Source organism: Cryptosporangium sp. NPDC048952, from assembly GCF_043197895.1.
Lineage (GTDB): Bacteria > Actinomycetota > Actinomycetes > Mycobacteriales > Cryptosporangiaceae > Cryptosporangium.
On record NZ_JBICTY010000004.1, the window covers coordinates 776,641 to 802,631 of the forward strand.

General features: G+C 69.3%; 24 protein-coding genes and 1 pseudogene. 15 read left to right on the forward strand and 10 right to left on the reverse strand.

The annotated features are described in order from the left end of the window. Positions 1-80: 80 nt before the first annotated feature. The 4 genes from ACGFY5_RS26475 (at position 81) to ACGFY5_RS26490 (ending at position 4,181) form a co-directional block, all read left to right on the forward strand. Positions 81-875: an alpha/beta hydrolase gene (locus ACGFY5_RS26475; protein WP_392723845.1), complete on the forward strand. Its 795-nt coding sequence runs from the start codon at positions 81-83 to the stop codon at positions 873-875. Next, positions 872-1,645: an MBL fold metallo-hydrolase gene (locus tag ACGFY5_RS26480; RefSeq protein ID WP_392723847.1), complete on the forward strand. Its 774-nt coding sequence runs from the start codon at positions 872-874 to the stop codon at positions 1,643-1,645. The genes ACGFY5_RS26475 and ACGFY5_RS26480 overlap by 4 nt, the downstream gene beginning before the upstream one ends. A 139-nt stretch (positions 1,646-1,784) precedes the next feature. After that, on the forward strand, positions 1,785-3,962 hold the full coding sequence (locus ACGFY5_RS26485) for an AIPR family protein (RefSeq protein WP_392723848.1): 2,178 nt from the start codon (positions 1,785-1,787) through the stop codon (positions 3,960-3,962). A 27-nt stretch (positions 3,963-3,989) separates the two neighbouring features. After that, complete coding sequence (locus tag ACGFY5_RS26490) at positions 3,990-4,181, forward strand: hypothetical protein (RefSeq protein WP_392723850.1); 192 nt, start codon at positions 3,990-3,992, stop codon at positions 4,179-4,181. A 7-nt stretch (positions 4,182-4,188) separates the two neighbouring features. Here the strand turns inward: ACGFY5_RS26490 and ACGFY5_RS26495 are convergent, their stop codons facing one another. Genes ACGFY5_RS26495 through ACGFY5_RS26505 form a run of 3 tightly spaced genes read right to left on the reverse strand, consistent with a single transcriptional unit; the run spans position 4,189 to position 7,049 of the window. Next, complete coding sequence (locus ACGFY5_RS26495; protein WP_392723851.1) at positions 4,189-4,509, reverse strand: GNAT family N-acetyltransferase; 321 nt, start codon at positions 4,507-4,509, stop codon at positions 4,189-4,191. Then, a complete protein-coding gene (locus ACGFY5_RS26500; RefSeq protein WP_392723853.1) occupies positions 4,499-5,422 on the reverse strand; it encodes a zinc-binding dehydrogenase in 924 nt (307 codons plus the stop codon). Before ACGFY5_RS26500 ends, ACGFY5_RS26495 begins: the two co-directional genes overlap by 11 nt. Before the next feature lie 52 nt (positions 5,423-5,474). Then, complete coding sequence (locus ACGFY5_RS26505) at positions 5,475-7,049, reverse strand: Na+/H+ antiporter (RefSeq protein ID WP_392723854.1); 1,575 nt, start codon at positions 7,047-7,049, stop codon at positions 5,475-5,477. A gap of 164 nt (positions 7,050-7,213) precedes the next feature. On the opposite strand from ACGFY5_RS26505, the gene ACGFY5_RS26510 reads away from it, so the two are divergent. After that, positions 7,214-8,770: an alpha/beta hydrolase gene (locus ACGFY5_RS26510; protein WP_392723855.1), complete on the forward strand. Its 1,557-nt coding sequence runs from the start codon at positions 7,214-7,216 to the stop codon at positions 8,768-8,770. Between the two features lie 17 nt (positions 8,771-8,787). Then, complete coding sequence (locus tag ACGFY5_RS26515) at positions 8,788-9,108, forward strand: LysR substrate-binding domain-containing protein (RefSeq protein ID WP_392723856.1); 321 nt, start codon at positions 8,788-8,790, stop codon at positions 9,106-9,108. On the opposite strand, the gene ACGFY5_RS26520 is transcribed toward ACGFY5_RS26515, so the two are convergent. Together ACGFY5_RS26520 and ACGFY5_RS26525 are read right to left on the reverse strand one after the other, a co-directional pair. Then, entirely contained in the window at positions 9,105-9,842 is a 738-nt protein-coding gene (locus ACGFY5_RS26520) for a DinB family protein (protein ID WP_392723858.1), read from the reverse strand. The genes ACGFY5_RS26515 and ACGFY5_RS26520 overlap by 4 nt on opposite strands. 558 nt (positions 9,843-10,400) lie before the next feature. Then, positions 10,401-10,745 carry a DUF2255 family protein gene (locus ACGFY5_RS26525; RefSeq protein WP_392723859.1) on the reverse strand — a complete coding sequence of 115 codons (345 nt, stop codon included), beginning with the start codon at positions 10,743-10,745 and terminating at the stop codon, positions 10,401-10,403. A gap of 91 nt (positions 10,746-10,836) precedes the next feature. On the opposite strand from ACGFY5_RS26525, the gene ACGFY5_RS26530 reads away from it, so the two are divergent. Genes ACGFY5_RS26530 through ACGFY5_RS26540 form a run of 3 tightly spaced genes read left to right on the forward strand, consistent with a single transcriptional unit; the run spans position 10,837 to position 12,443 of the window. Next, on the forward strand, positions 10,837-11,415 hold the full coding sequence (locus tag ACGFY5_RS26530) for a dihydrofolate reductase family protein (protein WP_392723861.1): 579 nt from the start codon (positions 10,837-10,839) through the stop codon (positions 11,413-11,415). A gap of 2 nt (positions 11,416-11,417) precedes the next feature. Next, entirely contained in the window at positions 11,418-11,870 is a 453-nt protein-coding gene (locus ACGFY5_RS26535; protein ID WP_392723863.1) for an AAA family ATPase, read from the forward strand. A gap of 24 nt (positions 11,871-11,894) precedes the next feature. Next, positions 11,895-12,443: a hypothetical protein gene (locus ACGFY5_RS26540; protein WP_392723865.1), complete on the forward strand. Its 549-nt coding sequence runs from the start codon at positions 11,895-11,897 to the stop codon at positions 12,441-12,443. A gap of 77 nt (positions 12,444-12,520) precedes the next feature. Here ACGFY5_RS26540 and ACGFY5_RS26545 read toward each other — a convergent pair whose 3' ends face one another. Next, positions 12,521-13,906 carry a GH1 family beta-glucosidase gene (locus ACGFY5_RS26545; protein ID WP_392723867.1) on the reverse strand — a complete coding sequence of 462 codons (1,386 nt, stop codon included), beginning with the start codon at positions 13,904-13,906 and terminating at the stop codon, positions 12,521-12,523. Between the two features lie 155 nt (positions 13,907-14,061). Between ACGFY5_RS26545 and ACGFY5_RS26550 the strand changes: the two genes are divergently transcribed. Continuing rightward, complete coding sequence (locus ACGFY5_RS26550) at positions 14,062-15,201, forward strand: MFS transporter (RefSeq protein WP_392723868.1); 1,140 nt, start codon at positions 14,062-14,064, stop codon at positions 15,199-15,201. 36 nt (positions 15,202-15,237) lie between these two features. Continuing rightward, positions 15,238-16,329, forward strand: a complete 1,092-nt coding sequence (locus tag ACGFY5_RS26555) for a calcium:proton antiporter (RefSeq protein WP_392723870.1) — start codon at positions 15,238-15,240, stop codon at positions 16,327-16,329. Here ACGFY5_RS26555 and ACGFY5_RS26560 read toward each other — a convergent pair. Continuing rightward, positions 16,238-18,541 (reverse strand): putative bifunctional diguanylate cyclase/phosphodiesterase, encoded by a 2,304-nt coding sequence (locus ACGFY5_RS26560; RefSeq protein ID WP_392723871.1) that lies wholly within the window; start codon positions 18,539-18,541, stop codon positions 16,238-16,240. The two genes, ACGFY5_RS26555 and ACGFY5_RS26560, sit on opposite strands and share 92 nt — an antisense overlap. Before the next feature lie 58 nt (positions 18,542-18,599). Next, complete coding sequence (locus tag ACGFY5_RS26565) at positions 18,600-19,670, reverse strand: hypothetical protein (RefSeq protein ID WP_392723873.1); 1,071 nt, start codon at positions 19,668-19,670, stop codon at positions 18,600-18,602. A gap of 306 nt (positions 19,671-19,976) precedes the next feature. Here ACGFY5_RS26565 and ACGFY5_RS26570 point away from each other — a divergent pair, with 306 nt between their 5' ends. After that, entirely contained in the window at positions 19,977-20,390 is a 414-nt protein-coding gene (locus ACGFY5_RS26570) for a PPOX class F420-dependent oxidoreductase (protein ID WP_392723875.1), read from the forward strand. A gap of 6 nt (positions 20,391-20,396) precedes the next feature. On the opposite strand, the gene ACGFY5_RS26575 is transcribed toward ACGFY5_RS26570, so the two are convergent. Both ACGFY5_RS26575 and ACGFY5_RS26580 read right to left on the reverse strand, forming a co-directional pair. Beyond that, positions 20,397-21,347: a zinc-binding alcohol dehydrogenase family protein gene (locus tag ACGFY5_RS26575; protein WP_392723877.1), complete on the reverse strand. Its 951-nt coding sequence runs from the start codon at positions 21,345-21,347 to the stop codon at positions 20,397-20,399. 30 nt (positions 21,348-21,377) lie between these two features. Then, positions 21,378-22,481: a phosphotransferase gene (locus tag ACGFY5_RS26580; protein WP_392723878.1), complete on the reverse strand. Its 1,104-nt coding sequence runs from the start codon at positions 22,479-22,481 to the stop codon at positions 21,378-21,380. Positions 22,482-22,704: 223 nt separating this feature from the next. On the opposite strand from ACGFY5_RS26580, the pseudogene ACGFY5_RS26585 reads away from it, so the two are divergent. The 3 genes and pseudogenes from ACGFY5_RS26585 to glgX all read left to right on the forward strand — a co-directional run. Further along, positions 22,705-22,947 (forward strand): annotated as a pseudogene (locus ACGFY5_RS26585) (AEC family transporter); the annotation flags it as partial. Positions 22,948-22,981: 34 nt separating this feature from the next. After that, positions 22,982-23,518 carry an AEC family transporter gene (locus tag ACGFY5_RS26590; RefSeq protein WP_392723880.1) on the forward strand — a complete coding sequence of 179 codons (537 nt, stop codon included), beginning with the start codon at positions 22,982-22,984 and terminating at the stop codon, positions 23,516-23,518. Between the two features lie 57 nt (positions 23,519-23,575). Then, positions 23,576-25,696: a glycogen debranching protein GlgX gene (glgX, locus tag ACGFY5_RS26595; RefSeq protein WP_392723882.1), complete on the forward strand. Its 2,121-nt coding sequence runs from the start codon at positions 23,576-23,578 to the stop codon at positions 25,694-25,696. The last annotated feature ends 295 nt before the right edge of the window (positions 25,697-25,991 follow it).

A 25,991-nucleotide genomic window follows, 5' to 3' on the forward strand; every position in this document is an offset into this window, starting at 1 on the left:
TGCGCCTCCACCAACGTCGCCGATCCCTGGTCATGTCACTTTCTGCTGGTCACGGCATTTCTGCGCAAGGAGTACGACGCATGAGCACCATTGTCCTGATTCATGGCCTCTGGATGACCCCGCGCAGCTGGGAACACTGGGTGCCGTACCTCGAGGCCAAGGGCCACCGGGTGATCACCCCGGCGTACCCCGGCTTCGAGGTGGAGGTCGAGGCGCTGCGGGAGAACTCGGACGTCATCGCCGACCTCACCGTGCCCGCGACCGTCGACCACCTCGCTGGTGTCATCGAAACGCAGGACGAGTCGCCGATCCTGATCGGACACTCGTTCGGTGGGACGCTGACCCAGCTGCTCCTCGCCCGTGGGCTCGGCAGCGCCGCGGTCGTGATCGACTCCGCGCCGACCGAGGGTGTGCACGTCACGCCGCTCTCGCAGGTGAAGTCGCTGTTCCCGACGCTGAGCAACCCGGCCACCTACCACCGCGCGGTCGGTTTCACGCCGGAGCAGTTCCACTACGCGTTCGCGAACACGCTGCCGCGTGAGGAGTCGGACAAGGCGTGGGAGCGGTACGCGATCCCGGCGCCGGGCAACTGGATCTGGGCGTACGGGCTGCTGGCGAATCTCAAGCCGGGCCACCAGGAGACGTGGGTCGACTACGGCAAGGACGACCGGGCGCCGCTGCTGTTCATCGGCGGTGGGTCGGACCACATCATGCCGCCGTCGGTGAACAAGTCGAACGCGAAGCACTACGACAAGTCCTCGGCGCTGACCGAGTACCACGAGTTCCCGGGGCGGTCGCACTGGACGTGTGCGGAGCCGGGTTGGGAAGCGGTGGCCGATTGCGCGGTCGACTGGGCGTCGAAGCACTGCCGATGAAGATCACCCACCTCGGTGGCCCGACCACGCTGATCGAGGTGGGCGGCTGGCGGATCCTCACGGATCCGACGTTCGACCCGCCGGGACGCCGTTACGCCTTCGGGTGGGGGACGGCGTCCCGGAAGGTCGCCGGTCCGGCCCTTCCGGCCGACGCGGTCGGCCCGGTCGATCTGGTGCTGCTCAGCCACGACCACCACGCCGACAATCTGGATGACGCGGGGCGAGCCCTCTTGGGGTCGGCGGCCGTGGTGGTGACCACGATCAGCGGATCTCGTCGTTTGACTCCCGCGGCCGCCGGGCAAGATCGCGGTGAGGCGATTCGAGGGCTCATGCCGTGGGAGGTCACGGTGGTCGGGGCGCCCGGCAAGGCCCCGCTGAAGATCACGGCCACGCCCTGTCGCCACGGCCCGCCGCTCTCCCGGCCGATCGTCGGCGATGTCGTCGGGTTCTCGGTGGAGTGGGACGGCGGTCAGTTCTGGATGACCGGCGACACCGTCCTGTACGGCGCGCTCCGAGAGGCCGCGGCTCGCCTCACCGTGGACGTGCTTGTCCTGCACCTCGGCAGCGTCAAGTTCGGCCTCACCGGCCCGCTGCGTTACTCGATGTCGGGCGCGGAGGGGGCTGAACTCATCCGGCTGGCGAAGCCTCGGGTTGCGGTACCCGTGCACTACGAGGGCTGGAGCCACTTCAGCGAACGCCCCGAGCACCTGCGCCAGGCGCTCGGCGACCGGGTGCGCTGGCTCGAACCAGGGGTGGCCACCGAGCTTTGAGAATGCTCGGTCCCGACCGGCGCTCGTCGCGTGCGGCGGGGCACAGCAATGAAGTACGAGCGCGCGCAACCGGTGTCGACTGTCCATTAGATACGACTAGGCTGCTCACAGGGGTGCTGATCTGGGGGTGGTTCCGGGCGTGGACATCATCACGCAGGGCTTGACGAAGAAGTTCCAGGCCGAACGAGGGCTCGATGCGCTGAAGTCCGACGAGGCATTCGAGGCCTTTGCCGGCTTCTGCGTGCTCAGCCAGTTCTACGAGGACGAGTTCGACCCTGACGACTTCCGGATGGGCGCCGGCGGAGACATGGGCATCGACGTGGCTGGCGTGATCGTCAACGGCGAACTGTTCCACGATGCCGCCGATGTACGCGACGCCGTGGCGCAGGCGAAGGAGTTGCGCGTCCGCTTCGTGCTCGTGCAAGCGAAGACAACCACCGGATGGGATGTCAAGGTCTTTACTGAGCTTGCGGATAACTTGGAGCACTTATTCACCGCGGATCCAATGACATATCCGCACTCGGATGATGTCCGCAATCTCCGCGAGTGCATCGATGCCGTCTACGCCGACGTAGGTAAGTTGACGCGCGAGCTCCCGACTCTCTCCGTCCACTACGTATCGACGGGAGCGGTCGGTGATCTGCTCCTGGAGAAGAAGCGCGTCGCAGCCGCTCATCGGCTGGAGCAGCTCAACCGGTTCGAACATGTAGACGTACATGCGGTTGGAGCCCGCGAAGTACGGGAGCTCTACAAACGTGCCACCGATCTGGTGTCGGCGAGCTTCACAATGCCCAAGCGGATCACCCTTCCCAAGATCCCGGGCGTTGATCAAGCATTTTTAGGGGTGCTGTCGGCGGCAGAGTTGGTTGATCGACTGCTCACGGATCCGTCGGGCGGAATTCGTCGCGCGCTCTTCTATGAAAACGTCCGCGACTTCCAGGACTACAACGCCGTGAATCAGGAGATTCAGAAGACGCTCAGGGACGAGGATCGCCGAGATCGCTTCGCTGTGCTCAACAACGGCATCACAGTTGTCACCCGGGAATTAGCGACGGCAGGCGACGAGTTCAAGATTCGTGACTTCCAGATCGTCAACGGATGCCAAACATGCCACGTGCTCTTCGATGAGCGTGAGAGCTTGAGCGACGGCGTCAACGTAAATATTCGGCTGATCGAGTCGCGCGACGAGGACGTCATCTCGGGCATCATCGCTGCCACCAACCGACAGACGGCGGTCAGCGACGACGATTTGTCGGGGCGTGAGGAGTTCCATAAGCACCTCGAGGATTTCTTCGCCGCCCAGCCCTCGGCCCGGCGGTTGTTCTACGAGCGGCGATCCAAGCAGTACAACGCCCGCCCAGACGTCGAGAAGACACGGATCATTACGCGCCCGGCGCTTACCCGCGCCTATGCGGCGATGTTCTTGGACGAGCCGGCCGGCGTCGGCCACTATAAGCAACTCATCGCGTCACGCAAACAGGATCTCTTCCAAACGAGCCACAACCCGCTCGTCTATTACGCCAGCGCCACCACTCAGTATCGGCTCGAGTGGCTGCTTCGCAATCGGAAGGTCGACACATCCCGATACGGACCTGCTCGTTATCACATCCTTGCCGCGATCAAGACCTTCGTGCTCGGTGGTGCGCTCCCGTCCGGTCTCAAGGCCGTCCAAAAAGCGTGCCAGAAGTTGCTCAATACCATGTGGGACCCGATCCAGGCAGAGTCCGTCGTCAAGCACCTCCTGCCCGCCATCGATGCGGCTCAAGTCGAGGAGACGAAAAGCGGCGTGCCGTTGGGCGAAATGGTGCGAACGCAGCGCTTCGCCGACCGTGTCAAAGCGGAGGTGCTCCTTCTGCCAGCGGTCCCGGACGGACAGTCAGCACTAGACACGCCGGCGGAGACGCCGCTTCCTGTCGGCGCGACGGCTGTAGTCGGTAGCGCGGAATTCGAGGCGTCCATCGCCACAGCATCGACCGACCTTCAGGATGAACTTCAGCGTTTGCTCGGCTGGGCGAGAAGCCTCGAACACGACAAGATCGCGGAACTTGCCACATCGATCGGTAGTAGTCGCTGGGTCCTCCGAATACTAGTCCCAGGTCAGGACCGGAGTATCGTGTCGCTCTGGAACGACAAGGGTGCCTATCTGACGGCGTACCGCTCGGTCTTAGAGAAGCTGGCTCCCTTCGCTCTGCAGGCACTGGAGAAGAAGATGCCCGGGCAGATCGGTCAAGGCAATGTGATCAAGGCTCCGTATGACGAGCAGTTGCTTGATCTTCTTCGCAGTACCTACGCGGAAGCCAGTGACTCGCCGGGGTGAGTGATCCGCGGCCCAACTGGCGGACGCTTGGCCTGCTTAGCGTCGCTGGTCGGAACGTATCGTCACGTCAGCCTGCTCGGCCCGCCGGCCGTTCCGACGCAGATCACCGCGGGCACGTCACGACGCTGGGTGCTGCTGTGGCAGGGCGTGGTCATCGTCTTGTGGATGACGCTGACCACCACGGTGGCGTGGGGCGTGGTCTCGTCCGTGGTGACCTGACCACCGCTCACTCGTCGTGCTCTCCCAGCACGGCCCGTCGGGCCTCGCCGGTGCCGGTCAGATCCTGGTACTCCGGGTGGGTCCGGATGTACTTCGCGAAGAACGGGCACGCGGGCACCACCCGCAGGCCCCGCCCGCGTACGTCGTCGAGCGCTTCGCGGGCGAGGCGGCTGCCAAGCCCTCGTCCCTCGTACGCGACCGCCACCTCGGTGTGGATGAAGACGATCCGGTCGCCGTCCAGGTAATACACCGCGAAGCCCGCGAGGTCGCCGTCGACCGAAATCTCGTAGCGGTGCTGAGCGGGGTTGTCGTGCACGTCAGGCAACATCGATGACCGCCTTGCCGTGGAGGGTGCCGCCGCGCAGGGCGGTGATGGCGTCGTGGACGTGGTGCCAGGACCCGCGCCAGTTGATGGACGGCAGCAGCGCGCCGCTCGTCAGCTGCTCGCTCAGCCACGTGAAGTCGGGCCCCAGCGGCGTGCCGTCGAACTGGTGGAAGCTGACGATCGTGCGGTCACGCCCCGGGCCGGCCATCAGTGCGCCGGGCGGGAACGCTTCCTCCTCGGTGGCGAGGTGGCCGAGCGCGATGAGGACGCCGCCGTTCTCCAGCCGGTCGAACGCGCGGACGAGGAGGCGGCCACCGACGGTGTCGATCACGGTGTGCACGGTGCCGGGGTGGTCGGCCGGGTCGGCGACCACGGCGTCGGCGCCGAGGCCGCGCAGCTCGTCGGCGAACTGGGCCGGGTACCGGGTCACCGCGACCGGCAGCGCGCCGCCCATGCGGGCGAGCTGGATCGCGTAGCGGCCGACGCCGCCGGTCGCGCCGGTGATCAGCACGCGCCGACCCAGGGTCGGGCCGCTCCGGCGAAGGGCGCGCAGAGCGCTGCTGGCCGCTACCGGAACCGTGCTGATCGCGGCGAGGTCCGCAGCCTCGGGGGTGGTGCCCAGCAGGTCGACGCTGACGGCGCGGTACTCCGCCCAGGCGCCGCCGACGCCGAACGTGGTGACCGGTGTGCCCACGGCCGGGCCGGATCCGTCGGCGGCGGCCTCGACGACGTGACCGGCCGCTTCCGACCCGGGGACGCGACCGTCGTCCAGTCCGTTCGCAGTAGCGAGGTCGCCGTTGTTGAGCGCGAACGCTCCCACCTTGACCAGGACCTCACCCGGCGCGGGCGTCGGTTCCGGTGCGACGCCCAGCCTCAGCCCCGAGGGCTCGGTGTGGTCGACGATCAGCGCACGCATTCAGAAACCCCTTTCGCTCCCTCCCAGCTGACACCGTGTGGCAGGAACACAGTCAACCGTCCTCGCTGCGGCTCAGCTGGGACTCTTCGAGGTCGAGGTCACGCTGGGCCCGCGTGAGCACCTCCTCGGGGATCCGCCCCTCGTTCCGGGCGATCTTGAAGACGTGCCGCTCCGCCAGAATCATCTCGCGCCGCAGACGGCTGTACGCGGACGACGGCGTCTCCTGCTCCTGACTGCCCAATCGCTCCCACGCGCCATTGTCCCGGTGCTCGGCGATCGCGCGCAGCCGCTCCACCACCGAGTCCGGCGCACCGTCGGCATTGTCGTCCAGCGCCTGCAGGGCAGCTCGGGTGGCCTGGTTCTGCACCGCCGCCTCCGCCAGTGCGTCGGCGGTGCTGGTGTCCTCGCGGACACCCAGCCGGTTCGCCACCAACGGCAGGGTCGTGCCCTGGATCAGCAGGGTCAGGACGATGATCGCGAACGCCACGAAGACGAACAGGTCCCGCGGATAGCCCCCGGGTACCTCGTCCACCGGAGGCAGCGTCAGCACGGCGGCCAGCGTGACGACGCCGCGCATCCCCGCCCACGCCACCACCGTCGGCGCCCCGGCGGGCGGACGCTCCTCCCGGCTGCGGACCCTCGGGATGAGCCGTGCCAGGTAGGTCGCCGGGTACATCCACACGAACCGCAGCACCACGATCGACGCGAACACCAGGGCGGTCGCCTGCACCGTGGTGGCCAGGTCCGTCTCCAGATCGCCGACCAGTTCCCGCACCTGGAGGCCGACCAGCAGGAAGACCACGCCCTCGAGGAGGAAGTTGATCAGCCGCCAGACCGCGTCCATCTGCAGGCGGGAGGTCGGCGACAACAGGTACGGGATGCGATGGCCCAGGTAGAGGCCCGCCACCACCACGGCCACCACGCTGGAGGTGTGCAACTTCTCGGCGACGACGACCACGACGAACGGCGTCAGCAGCGACACGGCGTCGTCCAGCAGCGGATCGGTGATCTTCGCGTGCAGCCACGCGACGACCACCGCCGCCGCGAAGCCCAGCGCCAGGCCGCCGCCGGCGATCACCACGACGTCCCGGCCGATCTCCCGGAAGCCGACCGCCGCGCCGGTCAGCGCGCCACTCGCGATCCGGACCATCACCAGCGCGGTCGCGTCGTTGAGCAGGCTCTCGCCCTCGAGCAGCGTGACGATCCGCCGGGGGAGACCGATCCGGCGGGCGATCGCTGTTGCCGACACCGCGTCCGGCGGCGCGACCACGGCGCCGAGCGCGACACAGGCGGAGAGCGGCACCGCCGGGAGTAACAAGTGCAGCAGGTAGCCGGTGATCAGTGCGGTGAAGATCACCAACCCCACGGCGAGCAGCAGAATCGGCCGCAGCATGCTGCGGAAAGCGGGGATCGAGGTCTGCAGAGCGGCGACGTAGAGCAGCGGCGGCAGGATGCCGACCAGCACCAGCTCCGGCTCGACGTGGATCTCCGGCAAACCCGGCACGAACGACAGCGCCAGGCCTGCGACCAGTAGGACCAGGGGTGCCACGAACCCGAGCCGCCGAGCGAGCGCGGCTCCGGCCACAGCGATCACGATGAGGACGACCGTGTCGACGATGCCTTCCATGACTCGACAGCGTAGGTGGGTTCCGGGCCGCCCGTCCGATCCGCTGGGAGGGCTTGACCCTGTTCCGACCACACAGTGTTGGCTCAGTCGGAAGGCCAATTGCGGCGCACTATCTGTGACATTAAAACGCTTTATGGCATAGCAAAATATGCCACTGTGTACACATGAAGAACTTCGCTCTTCTCATCGCCGCGCTGCTGCTGGCAGTCACGGCCCCGGCGACAGCGACCGCTGCTCCAGCGGTTCCGAAGATCTCGTGGAAGAAGTGCGGCGAGACGCCCGCGCTCGCCGACTTCCAGTGCGCCCAGGTGAAAGTGCCCACCGACTACGACAACCCACGCGCGGGCACGACGACGCTGGCGCTCACCCGCTTACCGGCCACCGACAAGGCGAAGCGCATCGGCTCGCTGTTCACCAATCCCGGCGGTCCGGGCGTGCCCGGCGTGAGCTACATCCACGCCGTCGGCAAGCTCGCCTGGGCGCCCGAGGTGCGGGCGCGCTTCGACATCATCGGTTTCGATCCCCGCGGGGTCGGCGCGTCCAGTCCGGTCAGTTGTTTCGCCACGCCGCAGGAGGAGCTGGCGGCCTTCACGGACGAACCGGTGGCGCCGATGACGCCGAAGGAAATCACCACCAAATTCGCCGACGCCACGAAGCTCGCCGCCGCGTGCCGCGACCGGTCCGCCGACCGCTACGCCCACATGTCCACGGCGAACGTCGCCCGTGACCTGGACCTGCTCCGGCAGGCGGTCGGTGACGAGAAGCTGAGCTACCACGGCTTCTCGTACGGCACCTACCTGGGCGCCACCTACGCGAAGCTGTTCCCGAAGAAAGTGCGCGCTCTGGTGCTCGACGGCCCGGTCGATCCCGCGGCCTACTCCGGTTCGAACGGCGACCGTCGCCCGCTCGCGCTGCGAGTCGGTCAGCACCTCGGCGCCGACGAGGTCCTCGACCAGTTCTCCGCGAAATGCCGCGAGGCGGCGTGTGCGCTCACCAAGGTCGGCGACCCGGAGCAGGTGACCGAGCGCGTCCTCGCCGGCCTGAAGAAGCAGCCGATCCGCAACGTGCTGCCCAACGGCACCACGTACGACGTCTCCTACGACGACGCCGTCCAGGTGATCCTGTCGGCGCTGTCGGCACCGACGTCGTGGCCACCGCTCGCCGGGCTGCTGAGCATCTACGCGAAGGCGCAGGCAGCGGGCACGACGTCCGTCACGTTGACCGCGGCGCAGGCTCCGGGGGAGTTGCTGGCGATGTCGCCGCGGCCGGAGGAGTACACGGCGGCAGCCGGGAATCTCGTGGTCTGCCTCGATACCGCAGCGGCCGGAGGACTGAACAAGCTGCCGCGGCTCGCCGACGAGGCCGACGCGGAGGCGCCGCACTTCGGCCGTAACCGGGCGTGGAACGCGACCGTGTGCGAGCCCTGGACCACGCGTGACCGCGACGCGTACTTCGGCCCGTGGCAACAGGAGGTTTCGGTGCCCGTGCTCGTGGTGGGCACGCGGTACGACTCCGCCACCCCGTACCGGTCCGTCCGGACGGCCGCCGACTACTTCCCGGAGGGCCGGGTGCTGACCATCGACGCCTGGGGGCACACGTCGCTGGGCAAGAGCGCGTGCGCCACCACGGCGATCGGCCGCTACCTCGTCAGCGGTGAGGTGGCTGACGGGACGGTGTGCGCCGCCAACTTCGGTCCGTTCGACCCGCTGCCGACGAAGTAGGGAATGGACGCGGGCCGGTGACGCCGTGTTCGTGCGTCGGCTTCACCGACCCCGCCGGCCAGCGGGTTCTCGCGCCGACGCGCGCGGCACTGGAGAACCGCCACCCCGAGGTGCGGACCTCGCTGGTGCCGCGGGCGTCCTTCGCGCAGCTCTCCGAGCTGCGTGAGGGACGCGTCGACGTCGCGCTCGTCTTCGGCGCCGTCCCCGAGACGGGGCTGTGCCAGCGGCCGATCTTCACGCTGTCGGTGGTCGAATACCGTCGTGCCGGCGACGCTGGCGACGTTGCCCGTGTTGATGGCGTACGCGTTCGCGGCGCGCCGGGTGACGGATGCGGTTAGGCATGCGGGGGTGCAGTGACGGGCTCTTGTGCCTCGAGCAGGTCGAGGTCGCGGATGCAGAAGTTGTGGTGCTCGAAGGTCTCGTTGAGCACCGTGCGGAGGCACTGCAGCACCGAGCGGCCCCGGGCGTAGGGCGGCCAGACGTCGTCGTCGGGCACCGGGGCGCGCGCGGCGAGATGCGCGGGGGTGACGTCGGCGAGCCAGCTTTCGAGCTCGGCCGCCTGGGCCTCGCGTACGGCCACGATCTCGTCGAGGGGCGGATCGAGCGTGAGGTCGAGCCCGTGCGCCCCGTGGTAGGGCTCGACTGTCGTTCCGATGCCCATCGGCGTGAACAGCTCCGCCGAGCCCAGGCAGCAGCGGCGGAACCACGAGTCGTGGACGAAGACCAGGTGGCGCAGCGTCTGCGCCGCCGACCACTCGTCGTTGACGCCGCGGCCCTCGACGCCGGGGGTGCGGCGGATCCGCTCGATCGTGGCGGCCCAGCCGGTGTGGAGCTGACGCGCTGCCTCGCGCAGATCGTCAGGGTCGTCGGAACGGATCAGCACCCGCACCGGATGACGCCGGTCGAGCTCCGCCTCGACGTACCCGGTGACCTCGACGCCGTTCACCACGAGGTTGGTGACCAGCCCGTCGATCACGGCATCCTGCAGGACGACGCCGATCAGGCGTGCTCCGGTCAGGTCGCACTCGCGGAACTCCACACCGTGCAGGTCTTCGTCCACATAGCGCGTCATGCCCGGCATGCTAGGGCCCGGCACCGACAAAACCCGCGCTCCTCACCAGAGGCCGATCGACGTCCTGAACGCGGAGACGGTCGTGGCGACGATGCCGTCCAGCATTCGTTCGATGGCATGACCCGAAGGGGCCCCGTCGGAGTCACTCCACGCCAGGAGCCGGTGTAGGTCGGTACGGCGCTCGGGGTGGAGTTCGCCCCAGCGCTGGGCGGCGGTGGCCCGGTCCGTCGTCCAGGTGGTGTCGTGGACGCTGACGAGGCCGGCGATCGCGAGCAGGGTCTTGCGCGCGATCGAGCGGCCGAGGTCCTCCGACGGTGGAGTGGCCCGCCAGCGGGCCGCATGCCCGGCGATGTCGCCGTTGAAGCCCCGGGCGGCGCGGGCGTCGGCGGGGAAGGCCGGCCAGTGTGGCGAGGGATCGGGACCGGTGAGGTGGACACTGCTTGCGGACCGCGGCGCTCGCTGCGGCGAGAACCGGCTCGAACACTGACGGGATACGCGAGCGGGCGGCTCCGGTCACTATCGTGCCGTCGGGCGCGACTCCTTCGTGTGGATCACGCACTAGTCGATCGGCTCCACGCGGAGAGTGATCTCCTGAGTGTTCGGGTTTCCGTACTTGGCGCTGTAGGCCGCGTCGATGGCGTCCGGTGGGCCGTCGTAGCGGGCGAACGTCACGGCCCGGTCGATCGTGCCGGTGCGGATCCAGCCGCGCCGTTGCGCCACCGCCCACCGCACCCAGGTCGCGTTCCGACCGCGGACGTAGAGCCGGCCGTCGACGACGACCATGCCCACCTCCGCGCCCCGCCGCCCGGTGACCGACATCGGCGGGTCGACTCCCGCGATCACCCGCATTGTCGGGGTGGCGGACAGGATCGCCGCCTCCGTGGACGTCCATTCGGCGTGCATGCCCTCAGCATGTCGCAGAAGAGGTGTCGTAGTTGGCGCGGTGACTTCGTTGTAGTGATGAGAAGCTCGTCCAGCGCATCGGAGGCACACCATGACCGCGACCTACACGTTCGACATCTTCACCAGCCTCGACGGCTTCGGCGCCGCCGGTGGCGACTGGAGTGGTTACTGGGGCAAGCAGGGCCCGGAGCTGCTCGACCACCGGCTCGGGTTGTACAGCGGCGACCAGCGGATGGTGTTCGGCGCGACGACTTACCGCGCGTTCGCGCGGATGGTGGCCGAGAGCGGGCCGGGGGCGGACGTGCACGACCCATGGGTCACCCGGATGCGGAACCTGCCGGCGACGGTGGTGTCGAACACGCTCGAGGGGCCCCTGGACTGGCCGGACGCGACAGTGGCGCGCGGTGACGCGCTGGAGGTCGTCGCGCGGCTCAAGGAAGAGTCGCAGGTGCCGCTGCGGTCGCACGGCAGCCTGTCGCTGAACCGGGCGCTGGCGGCCGCGGGGCTGATCGACTTCGTCCAGGTGACGGTCTACCCGGTGATCACGGGCCGGACCGGCGTCGACCCGGTGTTCGGAGGCTGGGCCGACTTCGACCTCGACCTGGTCGACACCCGCGTCCTCGACGGCCGCACCCACGAACTCACCTACCGCCCCACCCTGCACGCCTGACCGTGGCGCGGGTGCTGATCACCGGCATGTCCGGGGCGGGCAAGACATCGGTGCTCACCGAGCTGCGGGTGCGGGGACACCTGACTGTCGACACCGATTACGACGGATGGACGCTGCCGGACGGCACGTGGGACGAGAGCCGCATCCACCGGCTGCTCGCGGCGAACGACGCGGTGGTCGTGTCCGGGACCGTGGACAACCAGGGCACGTTCTACGACCGCTTCGATCATGTCGTGCTGCTCACCGCGCCGCTGCCGGTGCTCCTCGACCGCGTGGCGCGGCGCGACACCAACCCCTACGGCAGGACCGCCGCGGAGCGGGCAGAGATCGAAGGGTACGTCGAGACCGTCGAGCCGCTCCTGCGGCGCGGCGCGTCCCTGGTGCTCGACACGCAGCGCCCGCTCGCGGAGACCGTCACCGTGATCGAGCGTCTCGTCGGCGCTGCGCACGGCTGACCGGGTCAGCCTAGGATCTCGCGCATGACCGCCATCGTCGGTATCGCCAGCGCCGGGATAGTCCACATCGGAGGTGACTCCGCCGGGGTCGCCGGGTACGTCGTGCACACCCGCGCGGACGCGAAGGTGTTCGTCACCGGGTCCTACGCGTTCGGCTTCACCACCAGCTTCCGGATGGGTCAGCTCATCCGCTGGGCGTGGACGCCGCCGGAGCCTCCGGCCAGCGACCTCGACCGCTTCATGTCGACGACGTTCATCGACGGGCTGCGCGAGTGCCTGAAGACCGGCGGCTGGGCGACGAAAGACAACGAGCGCGAGTGCGGCGGGGTGTTTCTCGTCGGCGTCGCGGGCCGGCTCTTCAACGTCGACTCGGACTACCAGATCGGCGAGTCCGTGCACGGCTACGACGCGGTCGGCTCCGGCGACGAGGTGGCGCTCGGGGCGCTCTACGCCACCTCGCGCACCCGGATGAGCCCGCGCAAGCGGTTGGAGATCGCGCTGGAGGCGTCCGAACAGTTCAACGGCAACGTCAGCGGCCCGTTCGCCTACGTCTCGGCCCCGGCCTCCGCCTAGGCCCACGAGCCGTCGCACCGCGGACGGTAGCGACTCGGGGCCCGGCCGGCCGGTCGTCGGCCGGGCCCGGAGAAGGGTCAGTCGAGGGTGCGGGAGCGGACCAGCGAGGCGTACCAGAGGGCGCTGTCCTTCGGCGTGCGCTCCAGGGTGTCGTAGTCGACCCGGACGATGCCGAAGCGCTTCGAGTACCCGTAGGACCACTCGAAGTTGTCCAGCAGCGACCACAGGAAGTAGCCGCGCACGTCCACGCCCTTCTCCCGGACGTTCGCCACCGCACGCAGGTGCCGGCGCACGTAGTCGGTGCGCTCGGCGTCGTGGATGTGACCGTCCTCCGAGACGACGTCGGGGAACGCGGCGCCGTTCTCGGTGACCATGAGCGGCTGGTCGGGGTAGCGGGTGCCGAGCTCGACGAGCAGGTCCTCGAGGCCCTGCGGGTCGATGTTCCAGCCCATGTCGGTGTGCGGCGGATCGGTGGCCAGGAACTCGACGTCGTCGGCGCCCGGCCACGCGGTCGCGGACGAAGCGCCGTGGCCGTCGGCGTGCTGCCGCTGGCCGCTGCCGTCCCAGAGCCGCACCCGGTTGGTGCTGTAGTAATTCACGCCGAGGACGTCGATCGGCTGGTTGATGATCTCCAGGTCACCGTCCTGCACGAACGACCAGTCGGTGATGCCGCTGGTCACCTCGAGCGAGACCGCGGGGTAAGCGCCTTCCAGAAGGGGCCCCAGGAACACCCCGTTGGCCAGCGCGTCCACCGTGCGGCGCGCGTCCTCGCCGGAGGCGCCCACCGGGCGGAACACGTGCAGGTTGAGCGTCACCGAGAACTCGGCGTCCGCGCGGACGACCTGCCGCAGCTCGCGCAGCGCGAGCCCGTGCGCCAGGTTGAGGTGGTGCACCGCCTGCAGCGCGGCGAGCGGCTCGGTGCGGCCCGGGGCGTGGACGCCCGAGCTGTAACCGAGGTAGGCCGAGCACCACGGCTCGTTCAGCGTCGTCCAGGTGTGGACGCGGTCACCGAGCGCCTCGCCCACGACCCGGGCGTACTCCGCGAAGGCGGAAGCGGTGTCCCGGTTGGTCCAGCCGCCTTCGTCTTCGAGGGCCTGGGGGAGGTCCCAGTGGTAGAGCGTGGCGACCGGGCGGATGTTGCGGGCCAGCAGCCCGTCGACCAGTCGGGAGTAGAAGTCCAGACCGGCCTGGTTCACCGCGCCGCGACCGGTCGGGACGATCCGGGGCCAGGCGATCGAGAACCGGTACGCCTCCAGGCCGAGTTCGGCCATCAGGTCGAGGTCGGCGTCGAGCCGGTGGTAGTGATCGTCGGCGATGTCACCGGTGTCACCGTTCAGGACTTTGCCGGGGGTGTGGCTGAACGTGTCCCAGATCGATGGGCCACGTCCGTCCTCGGTCGCCGCACCTTCGATCTGGTACGACGCGGTCGCGGAGCCGAACACGAACTCAGCGGGGAACTGCATCTTTGGTCCTCGCCTTCACTGGATGATAGCGCTTTCACACCTTCCCATATCCGGTTGCGCGGAGGGGCAGGGCGGCATGCATGATGGGGTACGTGCCTGCCTCGTTCGTCACCTCAGTACGTCAAAATAGGGATTTAGCAGGCGCGCGGCTGTGGGTGCCGCTTTCGCTGGTGTTCCTCGCGGTCGGCTTGTCGATGGCGATGATGTTTCCGTTCCGGGCTCTTTTCCTGACCGACGCCGTGCACGCGGGCCCCGTTCTGGTGACGTTGTTCCTGATCGTCGCGCCGGTGAGCGGGGTGGTGGCGTCGTCTTTGATCGGGCGGCTGTCGGACACCGGGCCGTATCGCAGCCGGTTGATCGTGGCGGCGGCGCTGGCGGGTGTCGTCGGTAGTGGGTTGAGCGCGTTCGTCCGGAACTACTGGGTGCTGTTGATCGTGACCGCGACGGCGATCGCGGTGTCGACCGCCGCGTTGCCGCAGCTGTTCGCGTACGCGCGGGTCGTGGTGGGTGGGGGTGACCGCGGCACGTTCAGCGTGAGCGTGTTGCGCACGCTGATGTCGGCGAGCTGGGTCGCCGGGCCGCTCGTTGCCGCGATCCTGATCGAGGTGGGCGGCTACGTCCTCATCTTCAGCGTCGCCGCCGGCGTCTTCCTCGCCGTGGCCCTCCTGACCCAGTTCGGCCTCCCCGAACCTCCCCCCGCTGACGTTCCGGTCCCGGATCCCGAGATACGTGCGGTCCCCACCGCAATCGATGTGTCGGAGGGGTTGTTGCGGCTGAATTTTGCGGCGCTCATTCTGATTCAGACCGCCGCAACGCTCAGCGTCCAGCTGTTGCCGTTGTTCGTGAACGCGGACCTGAACGGCGACGTCCGGGACACGGGTTTCATCCTGGGGCTCTGCGCGTTCCTGGAGATCCCGCTGATCCTCGCGTTCGGAGCGCTCGCCGGACGCGTCGGCGTGCGACGGCTGTTCCTGATCGGCCCGCTCGTGTCCGCCCTCTACCTCGGCACCGTGGCGCTCTCCGCCGGCACCGGGCAGGTGGCGCTCGCGCAGCTGCTCAACGCGTCGGGCATCGCGCTGATCCAGGGCATCGGCATCACGTACTTCCAGGATCTGATCCCCAGCCGCCCCGGCCGCGCCTCGACCCTGTTCAGCAACGCGTTCCCGATCGGATCGACGGTCGCCGCCCCACTGCTCGGCGTCGCCCAGCACGTCGGGTACCGGTTCGGGTTCGCGACGGCGGGGGTGCTGAGCCTGGCCGGTCTAGCGTTGTTGGTCACGCGCCGGACGCGCTGACGGGCCATTCCGCCCACTGTCTGACAGGGTTGGGACGTGCCTGCTCTCCTCCGACACTGGACCGCAGCGGTCCCCGTGACCGCGCTCGTCGCGCTCGGGCTGGCCTGGGGGCGAGAACTCGGGCCGGTCCTGGTCACGGTCGTCGCGCTGCTGCTCGCCGGTGCGGTACTGGCAGCGGTGCACCACGCCGAGGTCGTCGCGCACCGGGTGGGGGAGCCGTTCGGGTCGCTGATCCTGGCGGTTGCGGTGACCGTCATCGAGGTCGGCCTGATCGTCACGCTGATGGCCTCGGGCGGCTCCGAAGCGTCGGTGCTGGCCCGCGACACCGTCTTCGCCGCGGTGATGATCACGCTCAACGGCATCGTCGGCCTCAGTCTGCTGGTCGGCGCGCGCAAGCACGGCATCCTGGCCTTCAACGCCGAGGGCACCGGTGGTGCACTGGCAACCGTCGCAACGTTGGCGACGCTCGCCCTCGTGCTGCCGACGTTCACCACCAGCCGTTCGGGCCCGGAATTCTCGCCGACGCAGCTGGCGTTCGCGGCGGTGGCGTCGCTGATGCTGTGGGGCATGTTCGTGCTCACCCAGACCGTCCGCCACCGCGACTTCTTCCTCCCGGTGACGCTGGAGGGCGAACTCGTCGACCCGCACGAGGAGCACGCGGCGCCGCCCACCAACCGCGCCGCGGCGATCAGCCTGGGGCTGCTGGTGGTCGCGCTCGTCGGCGTCGTCGGCCTGGCGAAGCTCGAGTCACCGGCGATCGAGTCCGGGGTGAAGGGCGCCGGGCTCCCGCAGTCGTTCGTCGGCGTGGTGATCGCACTGCTCGTGCTGCTGCCCGAGACGCTGGCCGCCACCAACGCGGCGCTGCGCAACCGCATCCAGATCAGCCTCAACCTGGCGCTCGGGTCGGCGATGGCGAGCATCGGCCTGACGATCCCGGCGATCGCGGTGGCGTCGATCTGGCTCGACGGACCGCTGACGCTCGGCCTGGGTGCGACTCAGATGGTGCTGCTGGGGCTCACGGTGGTGGTGAGCGTGCTCACCGTGGTGCCGGGGAGGGCGACGCGGCTGCAGGGTGGCGTCCATCTGGTGCTGTTGGCCGGTTTCCTGTTCCTGGCGATCGCCCCGTGATCATCTCCTCGAGGTCGGTCGCGGTCGCGGGACGCGCGAACAGGTAGCCCTGCCCGACCGCACACCCGAGCGCCTGCAGCTCCGCGGCCTGCGCCGCGGTCTCGATGCCCTCGGCGACCGTGGTGAGCTCCAGGATCTGACCGAGCCGGATGATCGCCTCGGTCACCGCCGCGCCCTGGCGAGTGCCGTTGAGCTGGGCGACGAAGCTCCCGTCGATCTTGAGCACGTCGACGGGCAGCCGCGTGAGATAGTGCAGGGCCGAATAGCCGGTGCCGAAGTCGTCGATCGCGATCCGGACGCCCCGCTCGCGCAGCGCGGTGAGTACAGGGATCGCCGTGCGCTGGTCGACGATCGCGGTCTCGGTGATCTCCAGGACGAGGTGGCGTGGGGCCAGGCCGCTGCGCTCCAGGATCGCCAGGACGTCGTCCATGAAGGCGGGGTCTTCGAGCTGGCGGGGTGACACGTTGACGCTCGCGTACAGATCGGCGCCGGCGTCGACCCAGGCGCGGATCTGGCGGCAGGCCTGCTCCAGCACGCACCGGCCGATGGCGTCGATCGCGCCGCTGCGCTCGGCTATCGGAATGAACTCGGCCGGCGAGATCGCGCCCAGCGTCGGGTGGTGCCAGCGCAGGAGCGTCTCGACCGCGACCGGCGCGCCGGTGTTGAGGTCGACGAGCGGCTGGTAGAGCACCGAGAGCTGGTCGTCGGCGTGTTCGAGTTCGGCGGCGAGCAGCGCGTCGCGGTTGCGGCGGTCGGTCATCGACGCCTCGTACGCTTTCCAGCCGTGCGTGCCGGCGCGCTTCGACTCGTACATGGCCAGGTCGGCCTTGTGCTGCAGCTCCTGGGGTGAATCGGTGGCGTTTCCGACCGCGAAGCCGATGCTCGTGCGGATCGTGATCGCCTCGTCGCCGATCTTCACCGTGGTGTCCGCGAGCGCGGCCAGGATCCGTTCCGCCACGACGACGGCCTGGCTCTCGGTGGTGACGCCGGTCTGCAGGATGACGAACTCGTCGCCGCCGACGCGCGCCGCCGTGTCGTGGCCACGGATTGCGCCGCGTAGCGTCCGGGCGAACTCGACCAGCACGGTGTTGCCGACCTCGTGGCCGTACCGGTCGTTGATCTGCTTGAAGCCGTCCAGGTCGAGGAGCAGCAGCGCGACCGGCTCGCGGCGCTGCTGGGCGCGGCGGGTGGCCGACTTCAGGCCGCTCAGGTTGGCCAGGCCGGTGAGCGGGTCCACGACGTTGCGCTCGTGGCTCTCCCGGACACTGATCAGCTGCCGGACAGCGAGTGCGGTGGTCATCAGCGTCTGGCCGAGCAGCAGGCCGCCCCAGAGGTCGCGGTCGGGGGCGTGGAGCACCGCGACGAACATCATCACGTTGCCGACGCTGACCGCCACGTACGGCAGGGCCATCGACCAGGCAGGCATCCGGGTCGCGAGGGTGATCGGGGACGCGGCCCGTTGCCCGCTCGCCTCCATCGCGCCGATCGTCATCAGCAGGGACGCGAACACGAGCGCCGTGGTTGCGAGCGGGTCGTCGGTGCCCCGCTCGCCGTGGATGCGGACCGCGGAGAACGCGATGTCACCCACGGCGTAGACGAGCATGCCGCCGAGCAGGAACGCGACCGGCTGGGCCAGGCGCGCGACCGCCCCGCGGAGCAACACGGCCGACACCGCGGCGAGCAGGATGAGGTTCGCGAACGGATAGCCGATCTCGTACAGCCGCTGTGACGGCTCGCTCTCCGCGATCGCCGGGTGCAGAACGAAATACCAGGCGACGACGAACGCGCTGCTGAGCACCGTCGCGGCCTCGGCGAGGAAGGCCCGGCGCTGGCGGGCGTCGAGGCGCTCGGTGGTCACGGCGAGGCAGGCGGCGGACAGCGCGACGAACATCGACAGGCCGGTTGATACCGCGAAGTACCACGGCCAGCCGGTGTTGCCGTTGAGCTCGGCCACGGTGAACAGGACGGTGGACAGCACGGAGAGGCCTCGGCCGGCGGCGGCGTAACCCCAGATGCGGGCGGAGCCCGACCGGCGGGCAGCGAGGATGCTGTGGACCAGCCCGACGGCGTCGAGCACGAGCAGCAAGAGGCCGAACAGGGCGGTGCGCAGGTCGGCGACCGCGAGGGCCACGAGCTGGATCGCCGCGACGAACGCCGTGAGGGCGACGACGGACCGGCGGGCGGGCAGCGTCCAGCGCTGGGTCCCCTCCATGCCACCCCCTACGTAGACCTCTTCTCTCTATCGGTCGACGTGGGGCTGGTATGAACCGTCAGTAGTGACCGTTGTTCTGGAAGAAGTTCCAGGCGCCGCAGGGGGTCTGGTAGCGGCCCTTGATGTAGCCGAGGCCCCAGCGGATCTGGGTGGCCGGGTTGGTGCGCCAGTCGTCGGCGACCGTCGCCATCTTGTCGCCGGGGAGCGCCTGGGGGATGCCGTACGCCCCGGAGCCGGGGTTCTCGGCCTTCTCGTTCCAGCCGCTCTCTTTCGTCCAGAGCTGTTCGAGGCAGGTCATTTCGCTGCTCGGGAAGCCGAACTCGGAGAGGAGGGCGCAGCCGGCGTTCTTGTTGCCGGAGTAGGTTTCGCAGTCCACGGGGGCGGTGGGGATGGGGTCGCCGGTCGTGCCGGTTTCCTTGGCTCGCTTCTCGCGGGCTTCTGCGGCGTCGTCGGCGACCTGGGCGGCGTCGGCCTGGGCGTCCGCTGCTTTTTCCTCCGCGCGGTTCTGCGCGTTGTCGATGGCCTGCTGTTGTTCTGCCGGGTCCGGCTGCGGCGACTCGGGGGCCGCCTCCGGGCCGGTGGTGGGGGCCTTCACCGGGGTGTCCGCGGGGAGGTCGTTGGCGACCTGGGCGGTGTCGGGGTCGGAGCCGCCGACGACGGTGACGGCGACGCCGATCGCGGCGCCGAAGACGAGAACCAGGACCGCCGCGATGCGGAGCGCGAAGTACTTGGGGCGCGGGGCGCGGTGCTGGCCCGGGTACGAGGGCGGCGCCTCGGGAATCGCCGCGTCGGCGTCGTACGAGCGCTGCGGCTCCGCGCCCTCCGCGGCGGCGGCTTCCGCGGCGGGCGGGGCGTTCCACGTGGCGGTTTCCGCGGCCGCTGTGCTCGGCGGGGCGTTCCGGCCGGAGGCATCGTGCGCGGGTGCGGCGTTCCAGCCGGCGCGGTGCGGGGCTGCGGGGGATTGCCTCCAGCCGGTGGGGGCTGAGGCTGCGTCGGGGATGGTGGGGGCCTCGGAGGGGCCTCGCTGAGCGGGGGCGTGGTAGGCCTGGGGTACCGGCGCGACGTCCTGAGCGGCGGATAACTCCGCGGTGCGGTCGTCGACCGGGCCGGACGCCCGACCCGCTTGCACATGGCGCAGAGGAACCGTCCCGTCGGAATCGCCCGACCGGGGCGCCGGAACCGCGGCAGTCGCTACCGGAGCAGCCGACTGACCGCCCCACCAGCTGACAGGAGTCGCAGCCGTGGGCACCTTAGGAACGAGATCACTTTCCCGCTCTTCTGTCCCAGCAGTAGTTCCTTGCCCATCGAGCACTGCGCGACGGTACCGCACCCCACGGGAGCGAGGACCCGAAGGCTCCGCCTTCGGCCGGATTCCGCACTCCCGGCCCGCCTGGCCCCACCCGCCAGGAGGATGTGAACCGGCTAGCGTGAAACCGTGAGCACCCTGTCGCCCGAAGTTCGCCGGCTGATCGAGTCCGGACCCCTCACCCACCTCAGCACGATCAACGCGGACGGCAGCCCGCAGGTCAGCGTCGTCTGGATCGGACTGGACGGTGACCAGATCGTCACCGGTCACATGAACCGCTACGTAAAACTCCGCAACATCGAGCGCGATCCCCGCGTGGTGCTTTCCTTCCTCGCTCCGCGCGACCCCAGCGCCGTGCTGAGCCCCTACGTCACGCTGAAAGCGCGCGCCACGATCGAGCCCAGCGACGACGCCTGGAACCTGCTCAACCGGCTCACGAAGATCTACATGTCACCGACCGACGAGTTCCCGGCCCCGAAAGCCCCTGGCTACGTCGTCCGCTACACGATCGAACGAGTAGGCGGCGTGGGCTCGTGGGCCTAGCCCGGCCTAGCTGACGCGGAGCACCACTTTGCCGGTGGTCCGGCGAGCGCGGAGGTCCTCGTGCGCCTGCCGAGCGTCCGCCAACGCGTACTCGCTGGACAGCGCTCGCAACTTCCCCGCCGCCACCAGCGCCAGCAGTTCGCCGAGCGGCCCGGTGAACGCAGAAGGCCGCTCGAGCAGTGGGCGCAGCCAGAACCCCAGCACCCCGGCATTCGCTGCACCGAGCGTCCCGGTGTCCAGCACGGGCTGATCCGACCGCGACGCGTTCCCGTACGTCACCACGCGCCCCAGCGGCGCCAGCGCCTCGATCGCCGCCGTCAGCGCGGGTCCGCCGGTCGCGTCGAGGACGACGTCCACCGGCTCCCCACCGTTGGCGTCCCGCACCCGCGACACGTACCCGTCGACGGACGAGTCGATCGCCGCGGAAGCCCCGAGCGACAACGCCAGTTCCCGCTTCTCGACGCTCGACGCCGCCGCGATCACCCGCCGGGCCCCGAACTCCCGGGCCAGTTGCACCGCCAGCGACCCCACGCCACCCGCCGCGGCGTTCACGACGACGGAGTCACCCGGCCGGATTCGCGCCGACTCCCGCAGCAGGTACCAGGCCGTCAGCCCCTGAACCAGCAGGGCCAACGCGGCCGCGTCATCCACCGTGGACGGCACCTCCACCGCATACGCGGCCGGCACCGCCGCCACCGACGCGTACCCACCACCGGCGAAGTTGAGCCCGACGACCCGGCGACCGTTCGCGGTCACCCCCACGACCTCGGTACCCGGCACGAACGGCAGCGGCGACGCTACCCGGTAACTACCCGCCGCGCGACTCGTGTCCGCGTAGTTCACGCCCGCCGCGTGAACGTCGACCAGAATTTCGTCGGACGAAGCGACGGGATCCGGCAGCGAAACCGCAACCAGAACCTCCGGACCGCCGAACTCACTCACCTGGATCGCGCGCACACAGCAGTCCTATCGCACGGCACGCCGCTGCTAGTGATCGACTCCGATCAGTGCCGCGACCGCGTCGAACGTGTCGAGGGCTTCGACGGCGGCAGCGGCGCGTTCGACGCCGGAACGGGCGACGGCGCGGGACTGCATGCGCTCGCCGGCGCCGGCGGTGGCCATCGCGGCGATGTAGGCCTCGGAGGCGACCGCGCGGTACCAGGTCCAGAGCGTTTCGGGGTCGGCTTTGACACCGGCGCCGGCCAGACGATCCGCGTACCGGTCCACCAGCCCGCGTTCGTGTTCCCGCGCGGTCGACGGCTGCAGGGAGGTCACCAGGAAGTACGCCACGTCCCGGATTCCGGGGCAGATGGTGGCGACCTGCCAGTCGAGGAACCCGGGGCAGCCGCCCTCGAAGAAGAGGTTGCCCAGGTGGGGGTCGCCGTGGGTCAGCGTCTGCGGCTGGGCGGCCCAGAACGCGTCGAGAGTCTCGAGGTTCTCCGACACGACCCGGCTGCGCCGCGCGAGGTCCGCGGAGATCAGGTCCGCCACCGGCTTCGCCGGCTTGGCCAGTGCCCGCCGGACGAGTGCGCGTCCGAACATGCCGACGACGGGCGAGCGCCGCAGCGGGCCGAGTTCGGCGAGCTCCCCGGACAGGCGCGGGGACTGCCAGAGCGCGGCGTGCAGATCCGCGAACGCGTCGACGACCGCCTCGGCCTCGGCCAGGCTCACGTCGTCCCGGACGTCGCGGAACGTGGCCTTGCCGGTCAGGTCCTCCAGCACCACCGCGATCCGCCCGAGCGTCGGGTCGTCGAACGCGGCGTAGCAGCGCGGCACGCGGATCGGCAGGTCACCGGCGACCGCCCGGTAGAACAGCACCTCCCGGTGCCCCATCCCGACGACGTTCATCAGTACCTGCTGCTGGACGTCGCGGGGTGTCAGCTTGAGAAAGACCCGGCCAGGTTCGGCATCCAACGCGATCCGGGCACGTGCCGCGGTACCAGAGTCCTGGCTCAGCACCGACACGCTCCGCACCTGCTTCCCGAGCACCGACGAGAGCCACTCCGCGGTGACCCGGTCGGCCCGGTCCGGTAACCCTCCCCGCACCGCCCGGCTGACTCCGCACCGCGCCATTTCTCGGGCGATCGTCACCGTGCCGAGTACAGCCAAGGACAATGACGACAACGTCGACCTCCGCGAATGTCCGGGTATGCGCCGTAGATTCTCCAATCTCGACGGTTCAGTCAAACGGAAACGGCATTTGCTCATGGCCGCTGACGAACATCGCGGAGCGGAGCGGGGTTCGGCGCGCGTGTGGCGGCGCTTGGTCAGAGCGCCAACCCAAAATGCCGGATAGCGTTCCTCAAGTGCGTGAATGGGTACTTCGGTGAGCGGGGCGGTCTCCGGCTTTGCCGTCATCGGCATCCTGATCGCGGTCGGCTACGCCCTCGGCCGCCGCGGCACGCTCGGCCACGACGCGCGGGCAGTGCTCGCCCGGCTGTCGCTGAACGTGGCCACACCGTGTCTGCTGTTCACCACCGTCACGTCGGCGGACCCGTCGCTGCTCACCTCGCCCACCGCCGTCGTGCCCCTGCTGACCTGCCTGTTGGCGATGGTCCTCGCCGTCGTCCTCGGAGCGGTGCGCCGCTCCCTTGATCCTGTTCCAGCCGGCCGTGCAGTCACCGATCGCGATGACGACGCTGGAGATGAGGGGGGCAGGGGACGGGCGGGGGAGCCTGCGGCGCGCGCTGGCGAACCCGGTGCTGATCGCGACGGCGCTGGCATTGGTGGTGGCTTTTACCGGCCTGCGTGTTCCGTGGGTGGTCGCGGAGCCGGTCCGCATCCTCGCCCAGGTCGCGGTGCCGGCGGTGCTGCTGTCGTTCGGCATCTCGCTGGTCGGTAGCCCGCTCCCCGGGCGGGGCGGGGACCGGACCGCGCTCGGGTTCGTGGTGGTCTCGTCCGTGCTGGTCCGGCCGGTGGCGGCCTGGATCCTCGCGGGGCCCGTGCTCGGCGCGCCGGCCGCAACCGTCTACGCCGCGGTCGTGCTCAGCTCCCTGCCGGTCGCGCAGAACGTCGCCGTGTGGGCCGCCCACTACGAGACCGCGCCGCGGCTGGCACGGGAAACCGTGCTGCTCACGACCGTGCTCTCCCCGCTCGTGATCGTCGTCGTCACAGCGCTACTTGCCTGATCCTGTTTGCGTTTGCGTGACCGTGGAATAGCCGGACGCAGAGACTACGGGGGTGTGATGTCGACGATTTGGCCAGGTTCGCCCTATCCGCTGGGCGCTACGTACGACGGTGGCGGCACGAATTTCGCAATGTTCTCGGAGGTCGCCGAACGGGTCGAGCTGTGCCTGTTCGACGAGGACGGCACCGAGACGCGGGTGGACCTACCCGAGCGGGAGGCGCTGGTCTGGCACGGGTACCTGCCCCGGATCGTTCCGGGACAGCGGTACGGCTACCGGGTGCACGGCCCGTACGACCCGGGCGCCGGGCTGCGCTGCAACCCGAACAAGCTGCTGCTCGACCCGTACGCGAAGGCGATCGACGGGAACTACGACTGGGGTCAGGAGCTGTTCTCCTACAACTTCGATGACCCGTCGTCGTTCAACGATGCCGACTCCGCCGCGAGCGCCATGCGGTCGGTCGTCATCAATCCGTTTTTCGACTGGGCGAACGACCGGCCGCTGCGCATTCCGTACCACGAGTCGGTCATCTACGAGACGCACGTCAAAGGCATGACGATGCGGCACCCGGGGATCCCGAAGGACGTGCAGGGCACGTACTCCGGCCTCGCGCACCCGGTGATGATCGAGTACTTCAAGAAACTCGGGGTGACAGCGGTCGAGCTGATGCCCGTGCACCAATTCGTGCACGACTCCGGCCTGCTCGAAAAGGGCCTGAAGAACTACTGGGGCTACAACACGATCGGCTTCTTCGCACCGCACAACGGCTACGCGTCGTTCCAGGGGCACGGCTCCCAGGTGCAGGAATTCAAGTCGATGGTAAAGGCCCTGCACCGGGCCGGTATCGAGGTCATCCTCGACGTCGTCTACAACCACACCGCCGAGGGCAACCACCTCGGGCCGACGCTGAGCTTCCGCGGCATCGACAACGCCGCGTACTACCGGCTCGTCGACGACGACAAGCAGTACTACTACGACACGACCGGCACCGGTAACAGCCTCAACGTGCGGCACCACGAGTCGCTGCGGCTGATCATGGACTCGCTGCGGTACTGGGTCACCGAGATGCACGTCGACGGTTTCCGGTTCGACCTGGCCGCGTCGCTGGCCCGGGAGTTCCACTCGGTGGACCGCCTCGCCGCGTTCTTCGACCTGGTCAACCAGGATCCGATCGTCAGCCAGGTGAAGCTGATCGCCGAGCCGTGGGACGTCGGCGACGGCGGGTACCAGGTCGGTGGGTTCCCGCCGCTCTGGACCGAGTGGAACGGCAAGTACCGCGACGCCGTGCGTGACTTCTGGCGCGGGGAGCCCGGCACACTCGGTGAGTTCGCGTCCCGGTTCGCCGGGTCCTCGGACCTCTACGAGATCGACGGCCGGCGCCCGATCGCGTCGATCAACTTCGTGACCGCGCACGACGGGTTCACGATGACCGACCTCGTCTCGTACAACGAGAAGCACAACGAGGCCAACGGCGAGGACAACAACGACGGCGAGAGCCACAACCGTTCCTGGAACGGCGGCGTGGAGGGCCCGACCGACGAGCCGGACGTGCTCGCCCTGCGCGAGCAGCAGAAACGCAACTTCCTGGCGACGCTGCTGCTGTCCCAGGGCGTGCCGATGGTGGCCCACGGTGACGAGCTGGGGCGCACCCAGCAGGGCAACAACAACGTCTACTGCCAGGACAACGAGCTGTCGTGGGTCGACTGGGAGGTCGCGCGCGACCACGAGGTGCTCACCCGGTTCGCGTCGGCGCTGATCCGGCTGCGCGCCGACCACCCGCTGTTCCGGCGTCGCCGGTTCTTCCGGGGAGAGCCGGTCGGCGACAGCGGCGTCGAGGACATCGCGTGGATGCGGCCCGACGGCAAGCCGATGGAGCCGTCGGACTGGGCCGCGGAGGGCGCGCAGGCGATCGTCGTGTTCCTCAACGGCCAGGGCATCCCGGAGTCCGACGCGCTCGGCGAGGCGATCGTCGACGACTCGTTCCTGCTGGTCTTCAACCCGTCGGCGGAGAGCGTGGAGTGCACGCTGCCGGAGGCGCAGTACGGGCGGGCGTGGGAGGTCGTCGTCGACACGGCGGACCCGCTGCTGCTCGCGCCGTCGGACGTCGCAGGCAACCTGAAGGCCGGCGGCGGGGTGACGATCGAGGCGCACAGTGTGGCGGTGCTGCGGTGCAAGTACTGAGCAGGTAGCAGGGAACGGACGTTTCTCTTACTGACATACTCTTCGGATACGTCGGTTTTGGAGGGACAAGCACCGTGCTCGTTCGTGCTACCGCTCGCGGAGTTTCGCTGGATTCGCCGCGGGACTTCACCACGCTCTCGCTCGTCCTCGAGGGTGGGCCGGCCGCCGAAGAGGCGGCCGGGCGGGGGGGGCCCGGGGGCCCCCCCCCCCCCCCGGGGGGGGCCCCCGCGACCCGGGGGGGGCGCGCGGGGGCGGGGGGGGGCGAGACCCGGTGGGGGGGCGGGGTAGGACCCAA